We start from the raw sequence: 16,199 nt of genomic DNA on the forward strand, positions 1-16,199 counted from the left end.
CCGCGCGCCCCGCGTGCGGCTACTTGGGCGGGGGCTGGATGCCGAGGTCGCGGAACAGGTCGCCCGCGCTGAAGGTCCCGTTCATCAGTTCGGTCATGTCGATGCCCTGCGGCGCGAACGGCTGGTACAGCTCCGCCACGCGCTTGGCCATCTGCTCGCGGGCCTTGCGCACCACGTCGAGGATGGCACTGGCCAGTTCCGTCGGCGCCATGTCCCGGTAGGACTGGGTGTGGAACTTCAGGTCGACCAGCTCACCTCTCGCGTTCACCGTCGCCGCGACCAGTCTGTTCTTGGCGACGGCCTCCTCGGTTGCCTGCTCCAGGCTTGCGCTTGCGTCCTCCACCTCGCGCAGCGTCCGGTGCAGCCGATCCAGTTCTTGTGCGCTCTCCTCCGGCATCCACGAACTCATTGCGCGCTCCACTCCTCTTGTCGGCTCCCGGCACCGGGCGGCCCAGCACCGTGCGGTTCTGGGCGGCGTTGGTGCCCCATACGCGTTCGTCCTCCGACAGCCACGTCGTGCGCTGCCGCTCGCGGTTGTCCTGGCCGCCGCCCATGCCACCCATGCCGCCCATCATGGGCGGCATCATCGGGGTGCCCATGCCGTTCATGCCGTTCATCCCGTTCATGGCGCCGCCCGGGCCGCCGGCCAGGCCGCCGCCGGACAGGCCACCGGCCCCGCCGGCCCCCGCTCCGGGACCGGTCAGGTTCGCGCCCGGCCCGGTCAGGTTCGCGCCGGTGCCGAGGCCGGCTCCGGCCCCCGGGAGATCCGCGCCGCCGGACCCTCCGCCCGGGGAGGAGCCCGGGCCGTTGAGCGGCAGCGGCTCGATGGAGTCCGGGCGGGGCGGGGGAGGTCCCCCGGCGAACAGGGACGACCGGTCGGAACTCCCCGGACTCTGGCCGGGGCTGTCCGACCCGTAGTTGAGCGACTCCGGCGGCGGAGGTACGGAGGCCACCGGCGGCGGCTCGTACTCGGGGAAGTCACGGGACAGGTCGGGCACGTCCGGGCCGTTGCCGCCGCCGAAGTTGAGCGGCTGCCCGGTGTCGGGGTTGTACTGGCCGCCGGTGGCGGGGTTCACGGGGAAGGGCTCGCCCGTCTCCGGGTTGATGACCTCCCCCGTGGTGGGATCGACCGGGTAGACCTCGCCGGTGGCGGGGTCGAAGTTGATGGGCAGCCCGGTGTCGGGGTTGTAGGGCATGCCCGTCTCGGGATCGGTGGGGAAGGGCTCGCCGGTCTCGGGGTTGAGCGGCAGGCCGGTCTCCGGGTCGGTCTCCAGGGCAGGGGGGTCGTCGGGGACGTAAGGCTCGCCCGTGATCGGGTCCAGCGGCAGCGGCTCGCCCGTGGCGGGGTCGTAGCTCACCGGCAGCCCGGTGTCGGGGTCGAAGCTTTCGCCCGTCATCGGGTCGATCGGCAGGACCTCGCCGGTGGCGGGGTCGAAATTGATGGGCAGCCCCGTGTCGGGACTGTAGGGCACACCGGTGTCGGGGTCGACGGGGAAGGGCTCGCCGGTCTCGGGGTTGAGCGGCAGCCCGGTGATCGGGTCGGCCTCCAGGTCGGTCGGACCGGTGGCGGGGTCGATGGGCTCGCCCGTGACCGGGTCGATCGGCGTGACCTCTCCGGTCTCGGGATCGAAGTTGATCGGCAGCCCGGTGTCGGGGTCGAACGGCCGACCGGTCGCGGGGTCGACCGGGAACGGCTCGCCCGTCTCGGGGTCGATCGGCAGCCCGGAGTCGGGGTCGGTCTCCAGCGGCTGCCGCGACCGCGGCGTGTTCAGGTTGGACCCCGGGCCCGTCCCGCCGCCGAAGTTCGTCGGCAGCGGCGGCGGGGGCACGACGGCCGGCGGCGGGGTGGTGTCGCCGCCGCCGGGGCCGTTGAGACCGAGGGGGTCCTCGCTCAGGGGCGGGGGCACGGTGCTGTCGGGGATCCCGTCGCCGTTGGTGTCGACGCTTCCGGGGCCGTTGAGGTCGAGCGGCGGTGGCGGGGTCGTCGTCGGCGGCGGGACGGTGGTGTCGGGAATGCCGTCGCCGTTGGTGTCGACGCTTCCGGGGCCGTTGAGGTCGAGCGGCGGTGGCGGAGTGGTCGCCGGCGGCGGCGGCGAAGAGGTGGTATCGGGGATCCCGTCGCCGTTGGCGTCGGTGCCGCCGGGGAAGTCGAGAGAGGGCGGTGGCGGCGGGGTGACGGCCGGGGGAGGTGTGGGACTGTCGGGAACACCGTCGCCGTCGGTGTCGAAACCGTCGGGGTAGTCCAGCGGGGGCGGCGTGTTGTCGCCGCCGCCGAAGATGTCGTCGAACATGTCCGGCGGGAAGATGTCGTCGAACATGTCGTCGGGGAAGACGTCGTCGAACATGTCGTCAGGAAAGACGTCGTCGAACATGTCGTCGGGGAAGACGTTGTCGAAGATGCCGTCGAACGGGTTGTCATCGCCCCCGCCGCCGTCCTCGCCGTCCCCTCCGCCCGGGCCCATGGTGGTGATCGGCGGAGCGCCTTCGAGAGGCTCCCACTCCGAACTGATTTTGGCCACCGATTCCTTGTAGGCCGTATCCATCGCGGTGTACGCGGCTTCGGCGGCCACGATGACCGGGTTGAGCTGCTTCAGCCACCGCTCGTTGAGCACGCGGTGCGCGTTGTCGGTGGTCACGGTGTCGGTGGGAACGCCCCAGGTCCCTGTGGGATCGGTACTGCCGATCTCCCCGGGCGCGCCGACCCGGATCCAGAACCGGTCCTCGTTCGCGTCCCACCGCTCGGTGCCCGAGGTCGTGTTGAAGTACCAGTCGTCGAGCAGCCACTTCATGTAGCCGTTGCTGTTGTTCATCCAGTTGGTGACGGCTTGGCCCAGCGCCTCCATCTTCGGCTGGATCTGGTCGCGCATCCAGGTGATCTGCTGGTCCAGTTCGTCCAGGCGGTCGGCCATGTCGAGCAGGCGCAGGGACAGGTCGAAGATGCGGTAGCCGAAGTGCCCGGCGGCGGTGCCCTGGAAGGCGCTGTCAGGCAGGTTGAGTTTGTAGTACTCGTTGATGAGCCCGGTGCCGCCCTTGTCGCCGACATACTTCTTGAGGTACAGCTCCAAGGCGTTGACCTGGTAGGCGATCGTGCCGCTGGACGCGCGGTCGTACATGGTCGAGATCGCGCCGCCGGCGTGCGTGGCCACGTTCGCCAGCGCTTTCAGTTTGTTGCGGAAGTCGGGTTCCTTGGTGTCCCACAATTCGTCGTTCATCGTGTAGCCGGCGTAGTGCCACGACGCTTTCGCGTCGGTCATCTGCTTGCGCCACCACCGGTTCATGCCGTCCCACTGCTGATCCCAGTCCGTGGTCTTGGGGAAGTAGTACATCCCGTCCTTGAGCCAGGGGGTCTTCAGCAGCTCATCGACGTTGGGCAGCGGCATGACGGGACCCTTGTCGCCCGGGTCCGAGAAGATGTTCATGATGTCGTGCAGTTTCGGCGGCGGCACGCTCGCCTCCTTCCGCGTCGGCCAACAGGGAGCAGGACGGTCACGGGGCGGGCGGCGGCCCCTCGCCGTTCGTCTCCGAGTCGCCGCCCGTCTGAGATCCCGGCGGCGAGTCGATGAGCCAGTTCAGCTGCTGGGCGGTCAGCTCCTGGTTCTCCTCCTCGATGATGAACTTCGTCCGGCTGCTGTTGAGGCGGTCGATGATGCGGTCCATCTCCTCGCGGAGCTTGTCGATCTCCGCGCTGATGCCCTTGAGTTGGGCGTCGACCCGGGTGCTCACCTGGCCCGCCGACGGCAGGTACTGCTGGTTGCCCATCTTCAGGTGGAAGACCGGCGCCTGCTCGGTACCACCGGTCGGAGGGTTGGCGTAAAGGCTGAAGGTGACGTCATGGGTCTGCATGTCGTCGTAGAAGTCTTTGAGGAAGTTGTCGCTGAGGGCCTTGACGCGCGCGAAGTCGATGGCCATGACGTCGGGCTTGTTGCCGGGATCGTCATTGTTTTTGCCGCCGGGGCCGTCACCGGGTTTGTCGCCTGGCTTGTCTTCGGGTTTGTCTTCCGGCTTGTCTTCGGGTTTGTCTTCGGGCTTGTCTTCCGGCTTGTCCTCGGGTTTGTCTTCCGGCTTGTCTTCGGGTTTGTCTTCCGGCTTGTCCTCGGGTTTGTCTTCGGGCTTGTCGTTCGGGTTGGTGCTTGTGGAGTACGTGGGGGTGGTCTGCGACCCCGGGGAACCCCCGCCGCCCCTGTTGTTGAGTCCGGGCTGGTCGTCCGCAAGGCGGTAATGCGGCTTGTCCTCTCCGGGCGTCTCGGTGGGCGGGTTGTTCTGGTCGTCGGGCGTGTCCCCGGGTTTGACGTCGGGCTTGATGCTTGTTGTTGGCGTGGCTTGCGGCCCCGGGGACTCCCCGCCGCCCTGGCTGTCGAGCCCGGGCTGGTAGGGCGCGAGGCGGTTCTGCTGCTGCTCCTCCGGGGGCGGCTGCTCTCCGGTGCCGCCGCCCGTCTGTCCAGGAGGGGTTGCGCCCCCCACGACCGTGCCCGGTTCGGAGGGCGGGATGGGCGTCGCGGTGTCGCCGCCGGGGGTCGAGGAGCCGGGGGCGCCGCCCACCGGCATACCCGGCGTGGGTCCACCGCCGCCCACGGTCGTGCCGGGGGAGCTGGGAGGGATGGGGGTCTGGTTGCCGCCGGGCTTGTCGCCACCGGGTGTGCTGGTGCCGGACCCCGGTTCGCCCGGCCGCGGGGCGGCACCCGGTTCGCCCGGCCGCGGTGCGGCGCCGGGCTCGCCCGGCTGCGGTGCGGCGCCCGGTTCGCCGGGGCGCGGTGCGGCGCCCGGCTCCCCCGGCTGCGGAATGCCGTCCTCGCCTCCCGACTCGGTCGGGATGTCGCCGGAGGGCAGGCTGTCGCCGCCGGACGAGTCGCCCTCGCCGTCGGAGTCCTCGTCCCCGGGCTTGGGCTGGGTCTGGTAGTCGGACCCGGAGCCGTCCTGGCCGCCCGGCCCGTCCTTGCCCGGCTCGTCCTTGCCGGGTCCCTCCCCGCCCGGCCCGGTCTGGCCGCCGGGGGAGTCCTGCCCGGTCTCTCCACGGCCCGCACCGCCCTGCTCCTCGTCGGCCGGCACGATCGTGATCTTGCCCGTCTCCGGGTCGACGTCGAACTTGTTGCCCTCGCCCGGGTCGACGACGACCGTGTCGGACTCCGGGTCCACGGTGACGTCGAGGTCGCCCATGTCGATCGACGTGGCGCCGGTCTCCGGGTCCATGCTGATCCGCGGGTCGTCGGGGGAGCCCTCGCTCTCGCCGTCGTCGGAGCCGGCCCCCGCCGGGCCGTCCTTGGGCGGGGTGCCGATGATCAGCAGCCCGGTCTCGGGGTCGATGGAGACGGGGGCGTTCCCGGGGTCGATGACGGTGCCGACCGCGCCGTCCTCCCCGGGGCCGACGGTGATGGGGTCCGCGCCGTGCTCGATGCTGATCGCGTTGGTGTCGGGGTCGAGGCTGATCTCGCCGACCTGGGTGCCGCTCTGGTCGTCCCCGCCCGCGCCGCTCCCGCCGGCGGAGTCCTCCGTCCCCTCGGCGCCGTCCGCGCCCTCGTAGCCGTTGCCGAGGTCGACGTCGATCTCGGTCTCGGCGATCTCCGCGGAGTCGCCGTCCCCCTCGGAGCCGTCGTTTCCGACCGTCTGGACGTCGGGGCCGTCCGCCCCCTCCCGGCCGGATTCCTCCTCGCCTCCCGCGGTGATCAGGCCGGTGTCGGGGTCGATGGTGAGGCGCTCGTCCCCGGGGTCGATGGTGATGGAGTCGGCGCGCGGGTCGACGGTGACCGTGAGGTCGCCGACGTTGACCGTGATGATCCCGTTCTCGGAGTCGACCTCGATGGGCGATCCGGAGCCGTCCTCCTGGCCGGGCACCGGGTCGCCGTTCTCCTGCGGCGTGCTCTCGTCCAGCTTCCGCAGCAGCCGCTCGCCCAGGCCCTCCGGTATGGGCTCGGTGGGCACCTCGGCCAGGGGCTCGGTCAGCAGCTCCGGCTCACCCTGCCGCACCGGGTCGAGCAGGCGGGCCGCCCCCTGCTCCATCGGCTCCGCGGTGGCCGCGGGTTCGCCGGCGACGAGGAGGGCGGGCTCGGCGGGCTGGATCGGCTCGCCCTGCTGGAGGGGCTCGACGCCGGTGTCCGGTACGGCCGCCGCGGTCTGCTGCTGGGGCGAGAGCGCGGCGCGGAAGGCGGTGGCGTGGTCGGTCACCGGCGGGCCGGACAGGTCGGGCGCCTTCGGCGCCTCGACCACGACCTCCCGCTTGAGGGCCATGGCGGGCTGGAGTTCACCCGCCTCGTCGGATACAGGGCTTTCGTTGCGGCCCATGCTCAGGTGGGCCAGCCCGGAACCCGGGTCCATCACGACCGAGCTGGGGCCGGGGTCGACGGTGGTGCGCTTCGCCGTGGAGGGGTCCAGGGTGACGACGCCCTGTTCGTGCTCGATGGTGACCAGCCCGGTCTCCGGGTCGTGCTCGACGCTTCCCGACCCGGTGTCGTCCTCCCACGTGGCGCGCTGGACACCCGGGCCGGTGCCGTCCGACACCGTGGTGATGACAAGGGGGGTGTTCAGCGGGTCGAGGACGTCGTCGGTCGACTCGTTGTCGCTGGGCTTGGACACGGCCGTGTCTCCTTGGTCTCCGGTGCGCCAGGGGGGTCAACGGGGAGGGCGGCGCCGGAGGGCGGGGCACCGCCAAGGGCAAGCGGTCCGACGGGGGGCGGGCGGCCGTCCGGGCGGGGCGGCGGGCACCCGCCGGGGACGACCGGCCGGCGCCGGCCGCGCGGCGGCGCGGCACGCCGTTGTGCGCGCCGCCGCGCGGCCGGAGCGCGACCGTGCTACTGGAGGGCCTCCCAGAGGGCGCCCTCGCGCAGGTCGGTCTCGTTGTAGTTGTTGGCGACGTGCTGGAGGGCCTCCTTCGCCTTGCCCAGGAGGAACCGCATGTCGTCGACGTTCTTCTGCCAGTTGATCATGGCCTGGTCGTAGCTGGAGGCCGTGGCGCCGTCGAGGTCGGCGCGCACAGCCGCCATCTCGGTGGAGAGCGCGTCCAGCGCGTTCTGCACGTCGGTGGTCGCCTGCTCCATGTCCGCGGTGATGTCGGCCACGCGGGCATAGGTGATCTCAAAGCCGCTCATCGTCTCTCCTGGTCTGTGGCGGGTCCGGGGGCTAGGCCTGGTTGGGCTGGTTGGGGTTGAGCTGGCCCATCCAGCTGCTGCTCAACTGGAGGTTGGAGTCCTCGGTGTTGTGCATGGCGCGGGTGGTGCCGCCCCACTCGCCGATCTTGGCGCTCATGTCGTTGGTGATGAGCCGCAGCTCCTCCAGCCACTGCACCATGGCCTCCTGGTAGACGGTGGAGGCGTCACCCTGCCAGGACGGGCGCAGCTGGTCGCGGGCGCTGTCGATGCGCGTGTAGATGTTGTTGCACTTGGTGTGCGCCTCTTCCATCGCCACACGGGCGCGCCGGTTGGCTTCCTCTGTATTCCTCATGTCGGCCATTGCGGCTCCTCGCTTCGCGGTGTGCTTGCTTCGGTCGGGTGCGACTGGTCGGACAGGCGGTCAGGGACAGGTGGCGGGCTCCTCCTGGGCGGCGGCGTCGGCCACGGGCAGCGCCGCCGCCTCGGGGGACAGGTCGGGGCCGGTCGGCAGCAGGCGCAGCAGCGCCGTCGGCACCGGAACGGTGTCGGCGGGCTCGTAGCCCAGAGCCCCGAGGACCTCGTTGTCGGGTATGCGGTACTTCGCGCCGGCGTCCGTCACCAGGTACAGGACCGGCGAGCCGGTGCGGCCGGCCGCGGGCTGGGCGGCGGCGACCCCGCCGCCGCCGTTGGGGATGCCGATCAGGTCGGGGGTGGGGCAGCCGGGCGCGACACCGGGCAGTTCAGGGACCGCCCAGGCGTCGACGGTGTCGGCCGGGAACAGCCCCACCGAGGACTCCCCGTCGACCAGGACCATGCACGGGACGCCCTCATCGGCGGGCGCGATCTCGGGCGGCTCGGCCGGCACGCCGTCGGACTGGGGCCGGGGCGGATCGGCGTCCTCGGCGAGGTGCGCGCCGGCCTCACCGGCGTCGACGGCCACGGCCGCGGACTCGCCGCCGCCGAACACCGTTTCGCGGATGCCGGGATCGGCCAGCAGCAGCAGGGCGTCGGTCACGCCGAGCGGCACCAGGCCGTCGCGGGTGAGCAGGAAGTGCTGGTCGCCCTGCCCGCCGCCGCTCACGGTGAACACCTGCCCCACGCGGCTGGGGGCGCCGGCGATGTCGGGGCCCTCCTCGCCGGCGCCGGGCACCTCGACCGCGCTCAGGTCGGCGGCCGGCGGCACGGTGTCGAGGAACTCCTGGGAGACCGCGATCGCGGGGGTGGTGCCGTAGCCCAGGGCCTGGAGGGCGCCCGCCTCCTCGTCGAAGCGCAGCCGCCGCCCCTGCCACAGCAGGTGGTGGGTGCCGTCGGGGCCGGTCACCAGGGCGGCGCGGTCGCCCAGAGGGGCCCCGACGCCCGGATCGGGGGCGACGGTCAGGGCGGTGCGGGGCTCGCCGCCGTCCTCCTCGGGCGGCAGCGCGCACAGCCGCCACAGGCTGGTGGCGCCGGCGTCGACGGCGGGCAGCGTGTCGGGCGCGCCGGGGATGCCCACGGGGGCGCCCATCCGCTCGCCCATGATCGACTCCGCCGAGACCCGGCTGACCTGCGGTTCGCCGCCCGCGATGAGCCGGGCCGAGGTGTAGTTGGCGACCGGGCGCAGCGCGCCCTCGCCGTACATGTAGGTGGCGCCGGTCTCGCGCATCACCACCAGGTTGCCGTCCTGGCGCCAGTTGGCGGCCCCGCCGGGGAAGATCAGCCCGAAGACGAGGAATCCGACGCAGATGAGCGCGCCCAGGGCGATGCCGATGTAGGTGCCGGTGCGGGTGCGGCGCATGGGGGCGTCGACGGCGTCGGGATCGCCCTCCAGCATGGCGGTGCCCAGGCGCCCGACCGTGAAGTTGTGTGCCTGGACCCGGTCGCGTCTGGTCTGCATGTCCTCAGCCGCCGATCGCCCGGAGCGCGCCGAAGACGCCGAAGGCCGCGAGGACGAGCGGGAAAATCGCGATGGTGATCAGCGACTGGATGATCTCGGCGGCGCGCCCCCAGTGCGGCAGCGGGCGGGAGCCCGGCAGGTTCCACGACAGGATGGTCAGCACGGTGACGGCCACGAAGATCCCGAGCAGGATCAGCGACCGGCCCAGCCACCCCGAGCTGAAGGCGAAGGCGAGCACGAGCACGGCCAGGCCGACGCAGGGCGGGGCGGTCATGAACGCGCGCTGCCAGGCGCCGCCCAGGCCGCGGGTCTGCAGCAGCATGACCAGCGCCACCAGGACGCAGACGGTGGGGGAGACCCAGCCGGGCGAGACCGCCAGCACCGTCAGGCACCCGGCCAGCACCGCGCCGGTGCCGGCCAGCAGCGCGGTCTGGTACTTGTCGGCCAGCGCGCTGCGGTCCAGGACGTCGCGCGCGGGGTAGGGGTCGATGCCCTGCTGGAGCTGCTCGGGGTTGGCGGGCAGCGGCGGCAGCCGCAGCCCGGAGATGCGGAACGCAAGCTGCGGGGCGAAGGTGCCCACCAGCAGGGCGACCAGCGCGAGGGCGGCGGCAACGGCGGAGGGACTGGAGTTGGGCAGCAGCATCAGCCCCAGAGCGCCCAGGGCCAGCAGTGCCTCGGTGACCACCATCCCGGTGAAGAACGGCAGGGAACCGGCCACCGCGGCCACTCCCAGCACGGTGGCGCCGGCGGCGGTCATGGCGCCGGTGAGCAGCTGCGCGCCGAGCAGGGAGACCCCGGGGTCGCCGGTGGGCATGGCGGCGCCGGCGACGGCGAGGTACAGGGCGGCGACCGCGGCCAGGCCGGTGGCGGCCGGCAGGTCGCCCATGGCGCGCGAGGCCGCCCACGCCGAGGCGAGCATGACCAGGCCCGAGAAGGCGCAGGTGACCGCGGTCAGCAGCGTCATGCCGCCGGCGGCCGGCACCAGCAGCGCGCCCAGCAGGGCGGCCAGGGCCAGCGACTGCAGCAGCACCCGCGTGTAGGCGGGACGCCACCGGTCGGGCCGCTCGGACATGCCGGTGGCGACGCCGTCGATGAGGTCGTCGAAGTGGATCGGCGGCAGCTGGTCGCGGCGCGGCCGCAGGTACACCGTCTCGCCGTGGCACAGGCCCAGGGAGCGCAGGGTCTCGTCCTCGTCGAGGGGTTCGTCGCCGAGCTGCTGCAGGACCCAGCCGTCGTGTTCGAGGCCGGCCTCGTCGAGATCCTCGCCTTCGTCGCCCTCGGCGTAGAGCACCAGCGTGGGCACCAGTTCGGCGACGGGGATGTCGGTGGGCGCGGCGATCTCGAACGAACGGCTCGGTGCGCGGACCAGCAGCCGGCAGAGGTCCGAGGCGGTGGGGTCGTTCATGCGGCCTACCCAGGTGCGTCTTTCGGGGGAGGAAAGAGGGGGGTGACAGGGATTTGGGCTGGTCGGCGCCGCGTGATGGTGGCGTGGCCCTATGTTGCTTATAGGTTGGGCTTACTTGATATCACATGGCAACGCTAGTGTTTAGTGGCATCCGTGTGGACGCCGACACCGTGAACCCGTGTCGCGGCACCGGCGCGGCCGCGCTCCGCGCGGTGTCCGCCCGGCGCCGCCGCGACGTTCCCGTCCGGCCCACCCGGCCGACCGGTGGCGCACCGCCCCCGCCGCCACCATCGACGGGCCGCGTACTGGGAGTGGAGGACACCGTTTCCGTGAGGACCCCGTGAGCACCATCCTCGTCCGCCGGCCCCCGCGCCGGCCCGGTCCCGACATGCCCGCCGGCACCATCTCGCTGCAGGAGCCCCCCGAGCTGGCCGAGCCGCAGTCGACGGTGTCCTCGGTCGTGACCTACCTGCCCATGGCCCTCACCTCGATGGCCATGCTGATGATGTTCATCCGGCCCAACAGCTTCGGCGGCGGCGGTGGCGGCTCCAACTTCATGCCCTACATCGCGGGCGGCATGATGCTGGTCGGCGCGGTCGCCATGCTCGGCGGGCAGTACGTCCGCACCATGGTCGAGCGGCGCAACAAGCTCAACGGCGACCGCCAGGACTACCTGCGCTACCTCAAGCAGATGCGCACCCGGCTGCGCCAGGTCGTCACCGAGCAGCGCGACGCCATGCTCTGGCGCGCGCCGCACCCCGACGCGCTGTGGTCGATCGTGCGGACCTCGCGGCTGTGGGAGCGCCGCGCCGACGACGACGACTTCGCCGAGGTGCGCATCGGCGTCGGCGAGCAGGCCATGGCCATGACCATCGCCCCGATGGCCTCCAAGCCGGTCGAGGACCTCGAACCGCTCAGCGCCCACGCGCTGCGCCGGTTCCTGCGCGCCTACACCATGGTCCAGGACCAGCCCGTGCTGGTGTACCTGCGCGGCTACGCCCACATGTCGCTGCGCGGCGACGCCGCCGCCCAGCGCGCCATGGTGCGCGCCCTGGTGGGCCAGCTCGCTGTGGCCCACCCCCACGACGAACTGCGGATCGCGGCGTGCGTCTCCGACGATCTGCGCCCCGAGTGGGCGTGGCTGAAGTGGCTGCCGCACACCCAGCACCCCACCGAGACCGACGGAGCCGGATCGGTCCGGCTGATGGCGGCCGACGCGGTGGAGCTGGGGGCGCTCATCGGTCCCGACCTGGCCGACCGGCCCCGCTTCGACCCCGACGCGGTGCCCAACCGGGAGGAGCCCTTCACCGTCATCATCCTGGACGGCGGGAAGGTCCCCGCGGGCTCGCGGTTCCTCGGGGGCGGCTACCGCAACGGCATCGTCATCGAGATCGACGACCCCATGCCGCCCGAGGACGACCCCTACACCCTGGCGCTGCGCGTGCAGCCCGACGAGCTGGTCCTGCTGTCCCGCGACAACAACGGCCGCCCGGTCGACACCCCGCTGGGCCGCCCCGACGCGCTCGGCCCCAACCGGGCGGCCAACCTCGGCCGGCTGCTCGCCCCCTACCGCATCGGCGTCACCACCGAGGTCACCGAACCGCTGACCACCGACTTCGAGCTGACCACCCTGCTGGGGATCGCCAACCTGCACGACCACGACGTGCACCGCATGTGGAGCGAGCAGCACCCCAAGAACAGGCTGCGGGTGCCCATCGGCATGACCGGCGACGGAGCCCCCCTGGAGCTGGACCTCAAGGAGTCCGCCCTGGGCGGCATGGGCCCCCACGGCATGCTCATCGGCGCCACCGGGTCGGGCAAGAGCGAGCTGCTGCGCACCCTGGTCCTGGGGCTCGCGCTCACCCACTCGCCCGAGACGCTCAACCTCGTCCTGGTCGACTTCAAGGGCGGCGCGACCTTTCTCGGCCTGGACCAGCTGCGGCACACCTCCGCGCTGATCACCAACCTGGCCGACGAGGCGATCCTGGTCTCCCGCATGCAGGACGCCCTCCACGGCGAACTGGTCCGCCGCCAGGAGCACCTGCGCGCCGCCGGCAACTTCAGCTCCATCCACGAGTACGAGAAGGCCCGCGAGTCCAACCCGGACATGGAGCCGATGCCCACCCTGCTCGTGGTCGTGGACGAGTTCAGCGAGCTGCTCGCCGCCCACCGCGACTTCATGGACCTGTTCGTCATGATCGGCCGGCTCGGCCGCAGCCTCGGGGTGCACCTGCTGCTGGCCTCCCAGCGCCTCGACGAGGGCCGCATGCACCAGCTGGAGGGCCACCTCTCCTACCGCATCGGCCTGCGCACGTTCTCGGCCATGGAGAGCCGCGGCGTGCTGGGCGTGCCCGACGCCTACGAGCTGCCCTCGGCGCCCGGCAACGGCTACCTCAAGAGCGACATCGAGACCCTGACCCGGTTCAAGGCCGCCTACGTCTCGGGCGCCTACCGGGTCAAGCCGCGCAAGGTGAGCACGACGGGCGGCCCGCAGCACGTCGTGCTCTTCCCCGACGACCACCTGCCCAAGGCCGCCCCCGTGGTCGAGGAGCCCGAGGAGCAGCCCGACGACGAGGACACCCCGACCCTGCTCGCCGCCGCCCTGGACCGCCTGCTCCACCAGGGCCCGGCCGCCCGCGAGATCTGGCTGCCGCCGCTGGGCGTGCCGCCCACCCTGCCCGAGCTGATGGAGATGGTCGGCGTCCGGCTGCCGGAGAGCGGCCTGGCCTGGACCGCGGCCGGCCGCCTCACCATGCCGCTGGGCGTCATCGACCGCCCCTTCGAGCACACCCGGCTGCCGCTGACGGCCGACCTGTCGGGCGCCGGCGGCCACGTCGGCATCGCCGGCGGTCCGCAGAGCGGCAAGAGCACCCTGCTGGCCATGCTGATGCTGTCGCTGGCCGTGACCAACACCCCCGCGCAGGTGCAGTTCTACTGCATCGACTGCGGCGGCGGCGTGCTCCAGACGCTGAGCGGCCTGCCCCACGTCGGCAGCGTCACCGGGCGCACCGACGAGCGGCGCATCGTGCGCACCCTCATGGAGCTGCAGGAACTGCTCACCCGCCGCGAGGCCCAGTTCGCGGAGCACAACATCGACTCCATGGCCACCTACCGGCGGCGCCGCGCCGCCGGCGAGTTCGCCGACGACCCGCACGGCGACGTGTTCCTGGTCGTCGACGGCTGGGCCACCATCCGCCAGGAGTTCCCCGACCACGTCCCCTCGGTCCTGCAGCTGGTGCAGCGCGGCCTCAACTACGGCATCCACGTGGTGGTGGCCTCGCCGCGCTGGGCCGACTTCCACACCGGCCTGCGCGACCTCATGGCCACCCGCCTGGAGCTGCGGCTGGGCGACCCGGTCGACTCCATCGTGCACATGCGCACCGCCCAGACCGTCCCCCGCATCCCCGGCCGCGGTATCACCGACGACAAGTACCACTTCCTCACCGGCCTGCCGCGCGTGGACGGCTCGGCCGACCCCGTCACCCTCTCCGCCGGGGTCGGCGACTTGATCAACCGCATCACCACGGCGTGGGGCGACCGCCCCAAGGCGCCCGCCGTGCGCACGCTGCCGCCGATGCTGCGCGCCGCCGAGCTGCCGCCCGCCGAGCTCACCGCCGCCGGCGGGCTCAAGGTCGCCCTCGGCCTGGAGAGCCGCCGCATGCAGCCGTTCTTCCACGACTTCGGCGCCACCCCGCACCTGCTGGTCGTGGGCGACACCGAGACCGGCAAGAGCACCCTGGTGCGCCACATCACCAACGCCATCCGCGACCACTACGACCCCACGACCGCGCGGGTGGTGCTGGTCGACCAGCGCCGCCAGCTCTTCGACGCGATCCCGCGCGAGATGCAGCTGGGCTACGCCGTCACCGGCGACAGCATGCGGGAGATGATGAGCGCCGCCGCCGGGGCGATGAAGGAGCGGCTGCCCGGCCCCGACATCACGCCCGACCGGCTGCGCAAGCGGGACTGGTGGACCGGTCCGGAGCTGTTCCTCGTCGTCGACGACTACGAGATGGTGGCGGGCAGCGGCCCCAGCCCCCTCGCCCCGCTGCTGCCGATGCTCTCCCAGGGTGCCGAGATCGGCATGCACCTGATCCTCGTGCACGCCGCCGGCGGTTTCGGCCGGGCTTCGGGCGACCCCGTGATCCGCTCCCTGATCGACGGCAACACCCCGAGCATCCTGTTCTCGGCACCGCAGTCGGAGGGTGTGCTGTTCGGCAACGTGCGGCCCCGCCGCATGCCGCCCGGGCGCGCGCTGTGGATCTCCCGCCGCGACCCCGTCGAGGTCCAGTTGGCCATCGCCGAGGGCGCCGACTTCTAATCCGGACAGGGCGCGGCCGGGCACGGCCCGGGAGGCGGGCCCGGCCGCGCCCCGGTCCGCTCGGGCACGGCCCGGCGCGCCGTCAGCGGCGCCGGCCCTCGGGGGCCGGCGCGGCGGGCTGCCCGGTCGCCGGGCGCCAGCCCCGCGCGCGGCCCCTGCGCAGGACCACCGCGCCCAGCACGCACACCACGATCAGCAGCGCCGACCCGCCGGCGACGGCCACGGTCACCGGCACGTTCCAGGTGCCGCGGCTGGGCGGGTCGGGGGTGAACGGGCCGCCGCCGTTGGGGGCGGCCGCGCTTGCGGCGTCCTCGGGGCTGCCGGTCAGCGCCGCCATGGGGTCGACCGGTCCGCGGCCCACCACCTCGGGCCCGGCGCCGGGCATGGCGCCGTAGGCCGAGGCGATGATGCGCTCCCGCACCTGCTCGGCCGACAGGTCGGGATGGCGCGAGCGCACCAGCGCCGCCGTGCCCGCGGCGAACGCCGCCGCCACCCCGTCGCCGCCGCTGACGAAGTGGCCGCCACCGGGGCCCACGCCCAGCACTTGCGTGCCGGGAGCCACCACGTCGGTGCGGGCGGTCTCGTCGCCCTCCAGCACCGCCGGGGGCGAGGCCGCCGCCGGCGCCCCCTCGGGGTCGTAGGAGCCCACGCTGAGCACGGTGGGGTCCTGTGCCGGGTAGGCGGCCAGCGGCTGGGACTCCGGGGTCACGCTTGAGGGCGCCACCACCAGCACGTCGGCCTCGGCCGCCGCGGCGACGGCGTCGTCCAGCCGCGCGCTGTTCTCCCAGGCGGCCGCGCCCACCAGGACCACGTCGGCGCCGGCGCCGACCGCCTCCTCCAGCGACGACGCGATGTCGGCGGGGGTGGCCACGCCCGAGCGGGCGTCGCCGGTGGCCACGCCCACGATCCGGGCCGCGGGCGCCACGCCGACGAACCCGCTGCCCTCGGCGGGGCGGGCGGCCACCACCCCGGCCAGGAACGTGCCGTAGCCCCGGCAGTCGGCGGACCCGCCGCCGCCCACCGCGTCGGCGAGCGGACCGTCGGCGGCGACACCGCCGGCCAGGACGGCCACCGTGGTCCCGGCGCCCTCGGTCAGCCGGTGCACGGTGTCCAGGCCCAGGGACACGTGCGTCCACGGCTTCTCCTCGACCGTGGTGGGGCTGTCGGTGACGCAGGCGTCGTCGCCGGTGGCGCCGAGCAGGAACGGCGTGATCGGCGGCAGGGCCGCGGGCGCGGAGGGCGACGCCGAGGGGGAGGGCGAGGCGGACGGGGACGGCGAGGGCGAGGCGGCAGCAGGGGCGGGCGGCAGGGCCAGCGCCAGCGCGGCGGCGGCGCACACCGCCCGGGTGAGCGGGCGGAGCCCGGCGCGCGCGGGCCCGGTCTTCCTGGGGGTCATGGTCTCTTCCACGTCGGGGGGCGGGAGCGGGGCAGGGGCGTCGGCGCGAGCCGCGGCCGCACCCGCCGCAACGCTACATCGCGGGGGGAACGCGGGGGTGACGGTGCGGTGCCGGTCCACCGGGT

General features: G+C 73.1%; 9 protein-coding genes. 1 reads left to right on the plus strand and 8 read right to left on the minus strand.

Annotated elements, in window-relative coordinates; translation table 11 throughout:
• Positions 1-19 precede the first annotated feature (19 nt).
• The 7 genes from HNR12_RS24225 to eccD all read right to left on the minus strand — a co-directional run bounded on the left by HNR12_RS24225 (position 20) and on the right by eccD (position 10,357).
• On the minus strand, positions 20-343 hold the full coding sequence (locus HNR12_RS24225) for a YbaB/EbfC family nucleoid-associated protein (RefSeq protein WP_308118946.1): 324 nt from the start codon (positions 341-343) through the stop codon (positions 20-22).
• Entirely contained in the window at positions 252-3,446 is a 3,195-nt protein-coding gene (locus HNR12_RS29625; protein WP_338119823.1) for a hypothetical protein, read from the minus strand. The genes HNR12_RS24225 and HNR12_RS29625 overlap by 92 nt, the downstream gene beginning before the upstream one ends.
• A gap of 40 nt (positions 3,447-3,486) precedes the next feature.
• A complete protein-coding gene (locus HNR12_RS24230; RefSeq protein WP_179765517.1) occupies positions 3,487-6,567 on the minus strand; it encodes a hypothetical protein in 3,081 nt (1,026 codons plus the stop codon).
• Between the two features lie 215 nt (positions 6,568-6,782).
• Entirely contained in the window at positions 6,783-7,079 is a 297-nt protein-coding gene (locus HNR12_RS24235) for a WXG100 family type VII secretion target (RefSeq protein WP_179769714.1), read from the minus strand.
• Positions 7,080-7,110: 31 nt separating this feature from the next.
• On the minus strand, positions 7,111-7,431 hold the full coding sequence (locus tag HNR12_RS24240) for a WXG100 family type VII secretion target (RefSeq protein WP_308118939.1): 321 nt from the start codon (positions 7,429-7,431) through the stop codon (positions 7,111-7,113).
• A 69-nt stretch (positions 7,432-7,500) separates the two neighbouring features.
• Complete coding sequence (gene eccB / locus HNR12_RS24245) at positions 7,501-8,952, minus strand: type VII secretion protein EccB (protein WP_179769716.1); 1,452 nt, start codon at positions 8,950-8,952, stop codon at positions 7,501-7,503.
• A 4-nt stretch (positions 8,953-8,956) separates the two neighbouring features.
• A complete protein-coding gene (eccD, locus tag HNR12_RS24250; protein WP_179769717.1) occupies positions 8,957-10,357 on the minus strand; it encodes a type VII secretion integral membrane protein EccD in 1,401 nt (466 codons plus the stop codon).
• 340 nt (positions 10,358-10,697) lie between these two features.
• Between eccD and eccCa the strand changes: the two genes are divergently transcribed.
• Entirely contained in the window at positions 10,698-14,678 is a 3,981-nt protein-coding gene (gene eccCa, locus HNR12_RS24255) for a type VII secretion protein EccCa (protein ID WP_179769718.1), read from the plus strand.
• Positions 14,679-14,760: 82 nt separating this feature from the next.
• Here eccCa and HNR12_RS24260 read toward each other — a convergent pair whose 3' ends face one another.
• A complete protein-coding gene (locus HNR12_RS24260; protein ID WP_179769719.1) occupies positions 14,761-16,074 on the minus strand; it encodes a S8 family serine peptidase in 1,314 nt (437 codons plus the stop codon).
• Positions 16,075-16,199 lie beyond the last annotated feature (125 nt).

The sequence above is a fragment of the Streptomonospora nanhaiensis genome, assembly GCF_013410565.1.
GTDB lineage: Bacteria > Actinomycetota > Actinomycetes > Streptosporangiales > Streptosporangiaceae > Streptomonospora > Streptomonospora nanhaiensis.

Bases quoted from the DNA above. Each gene is read 5' to 3' on its own strand.
- HNR12_RS24235 (WP_179769714.1), bottom strand. From the start codon at position 7,079: ATGAGCGGCTTTGAGATCACCTATGCCCGCGTGGCCGACATCACCGCG.
- HNR12_RS24240 (WP_308118939.1), bottom strand. From the start codon at position 7,431: ATGAGGAATACAGAGGAAGCCAACCGGCGCGCCCGTGTGGCGATGGAA.
- eccB (WP_179769716.1), bottom strand. From the start codon at position 8,952: ATGCAGACCAGACGCGACCGGGTCCAGGCACACAACTTCACGGTCGGG.
- eccD (WP_179769717.1), bottom strand. From the start codon at position 10,357: ATGAACGACCCCACCGCCTCGGACCTCTGCCGGCTGCTGGTCCGCGCA.
- HNR12_RS24260 (WP_179769719.1), bottom strand. From the start codon at position 16,074: ATGACCCCCAGGAAGACCGGGCCCGCGCGCGCCGGGCTCCGCCCGCTC.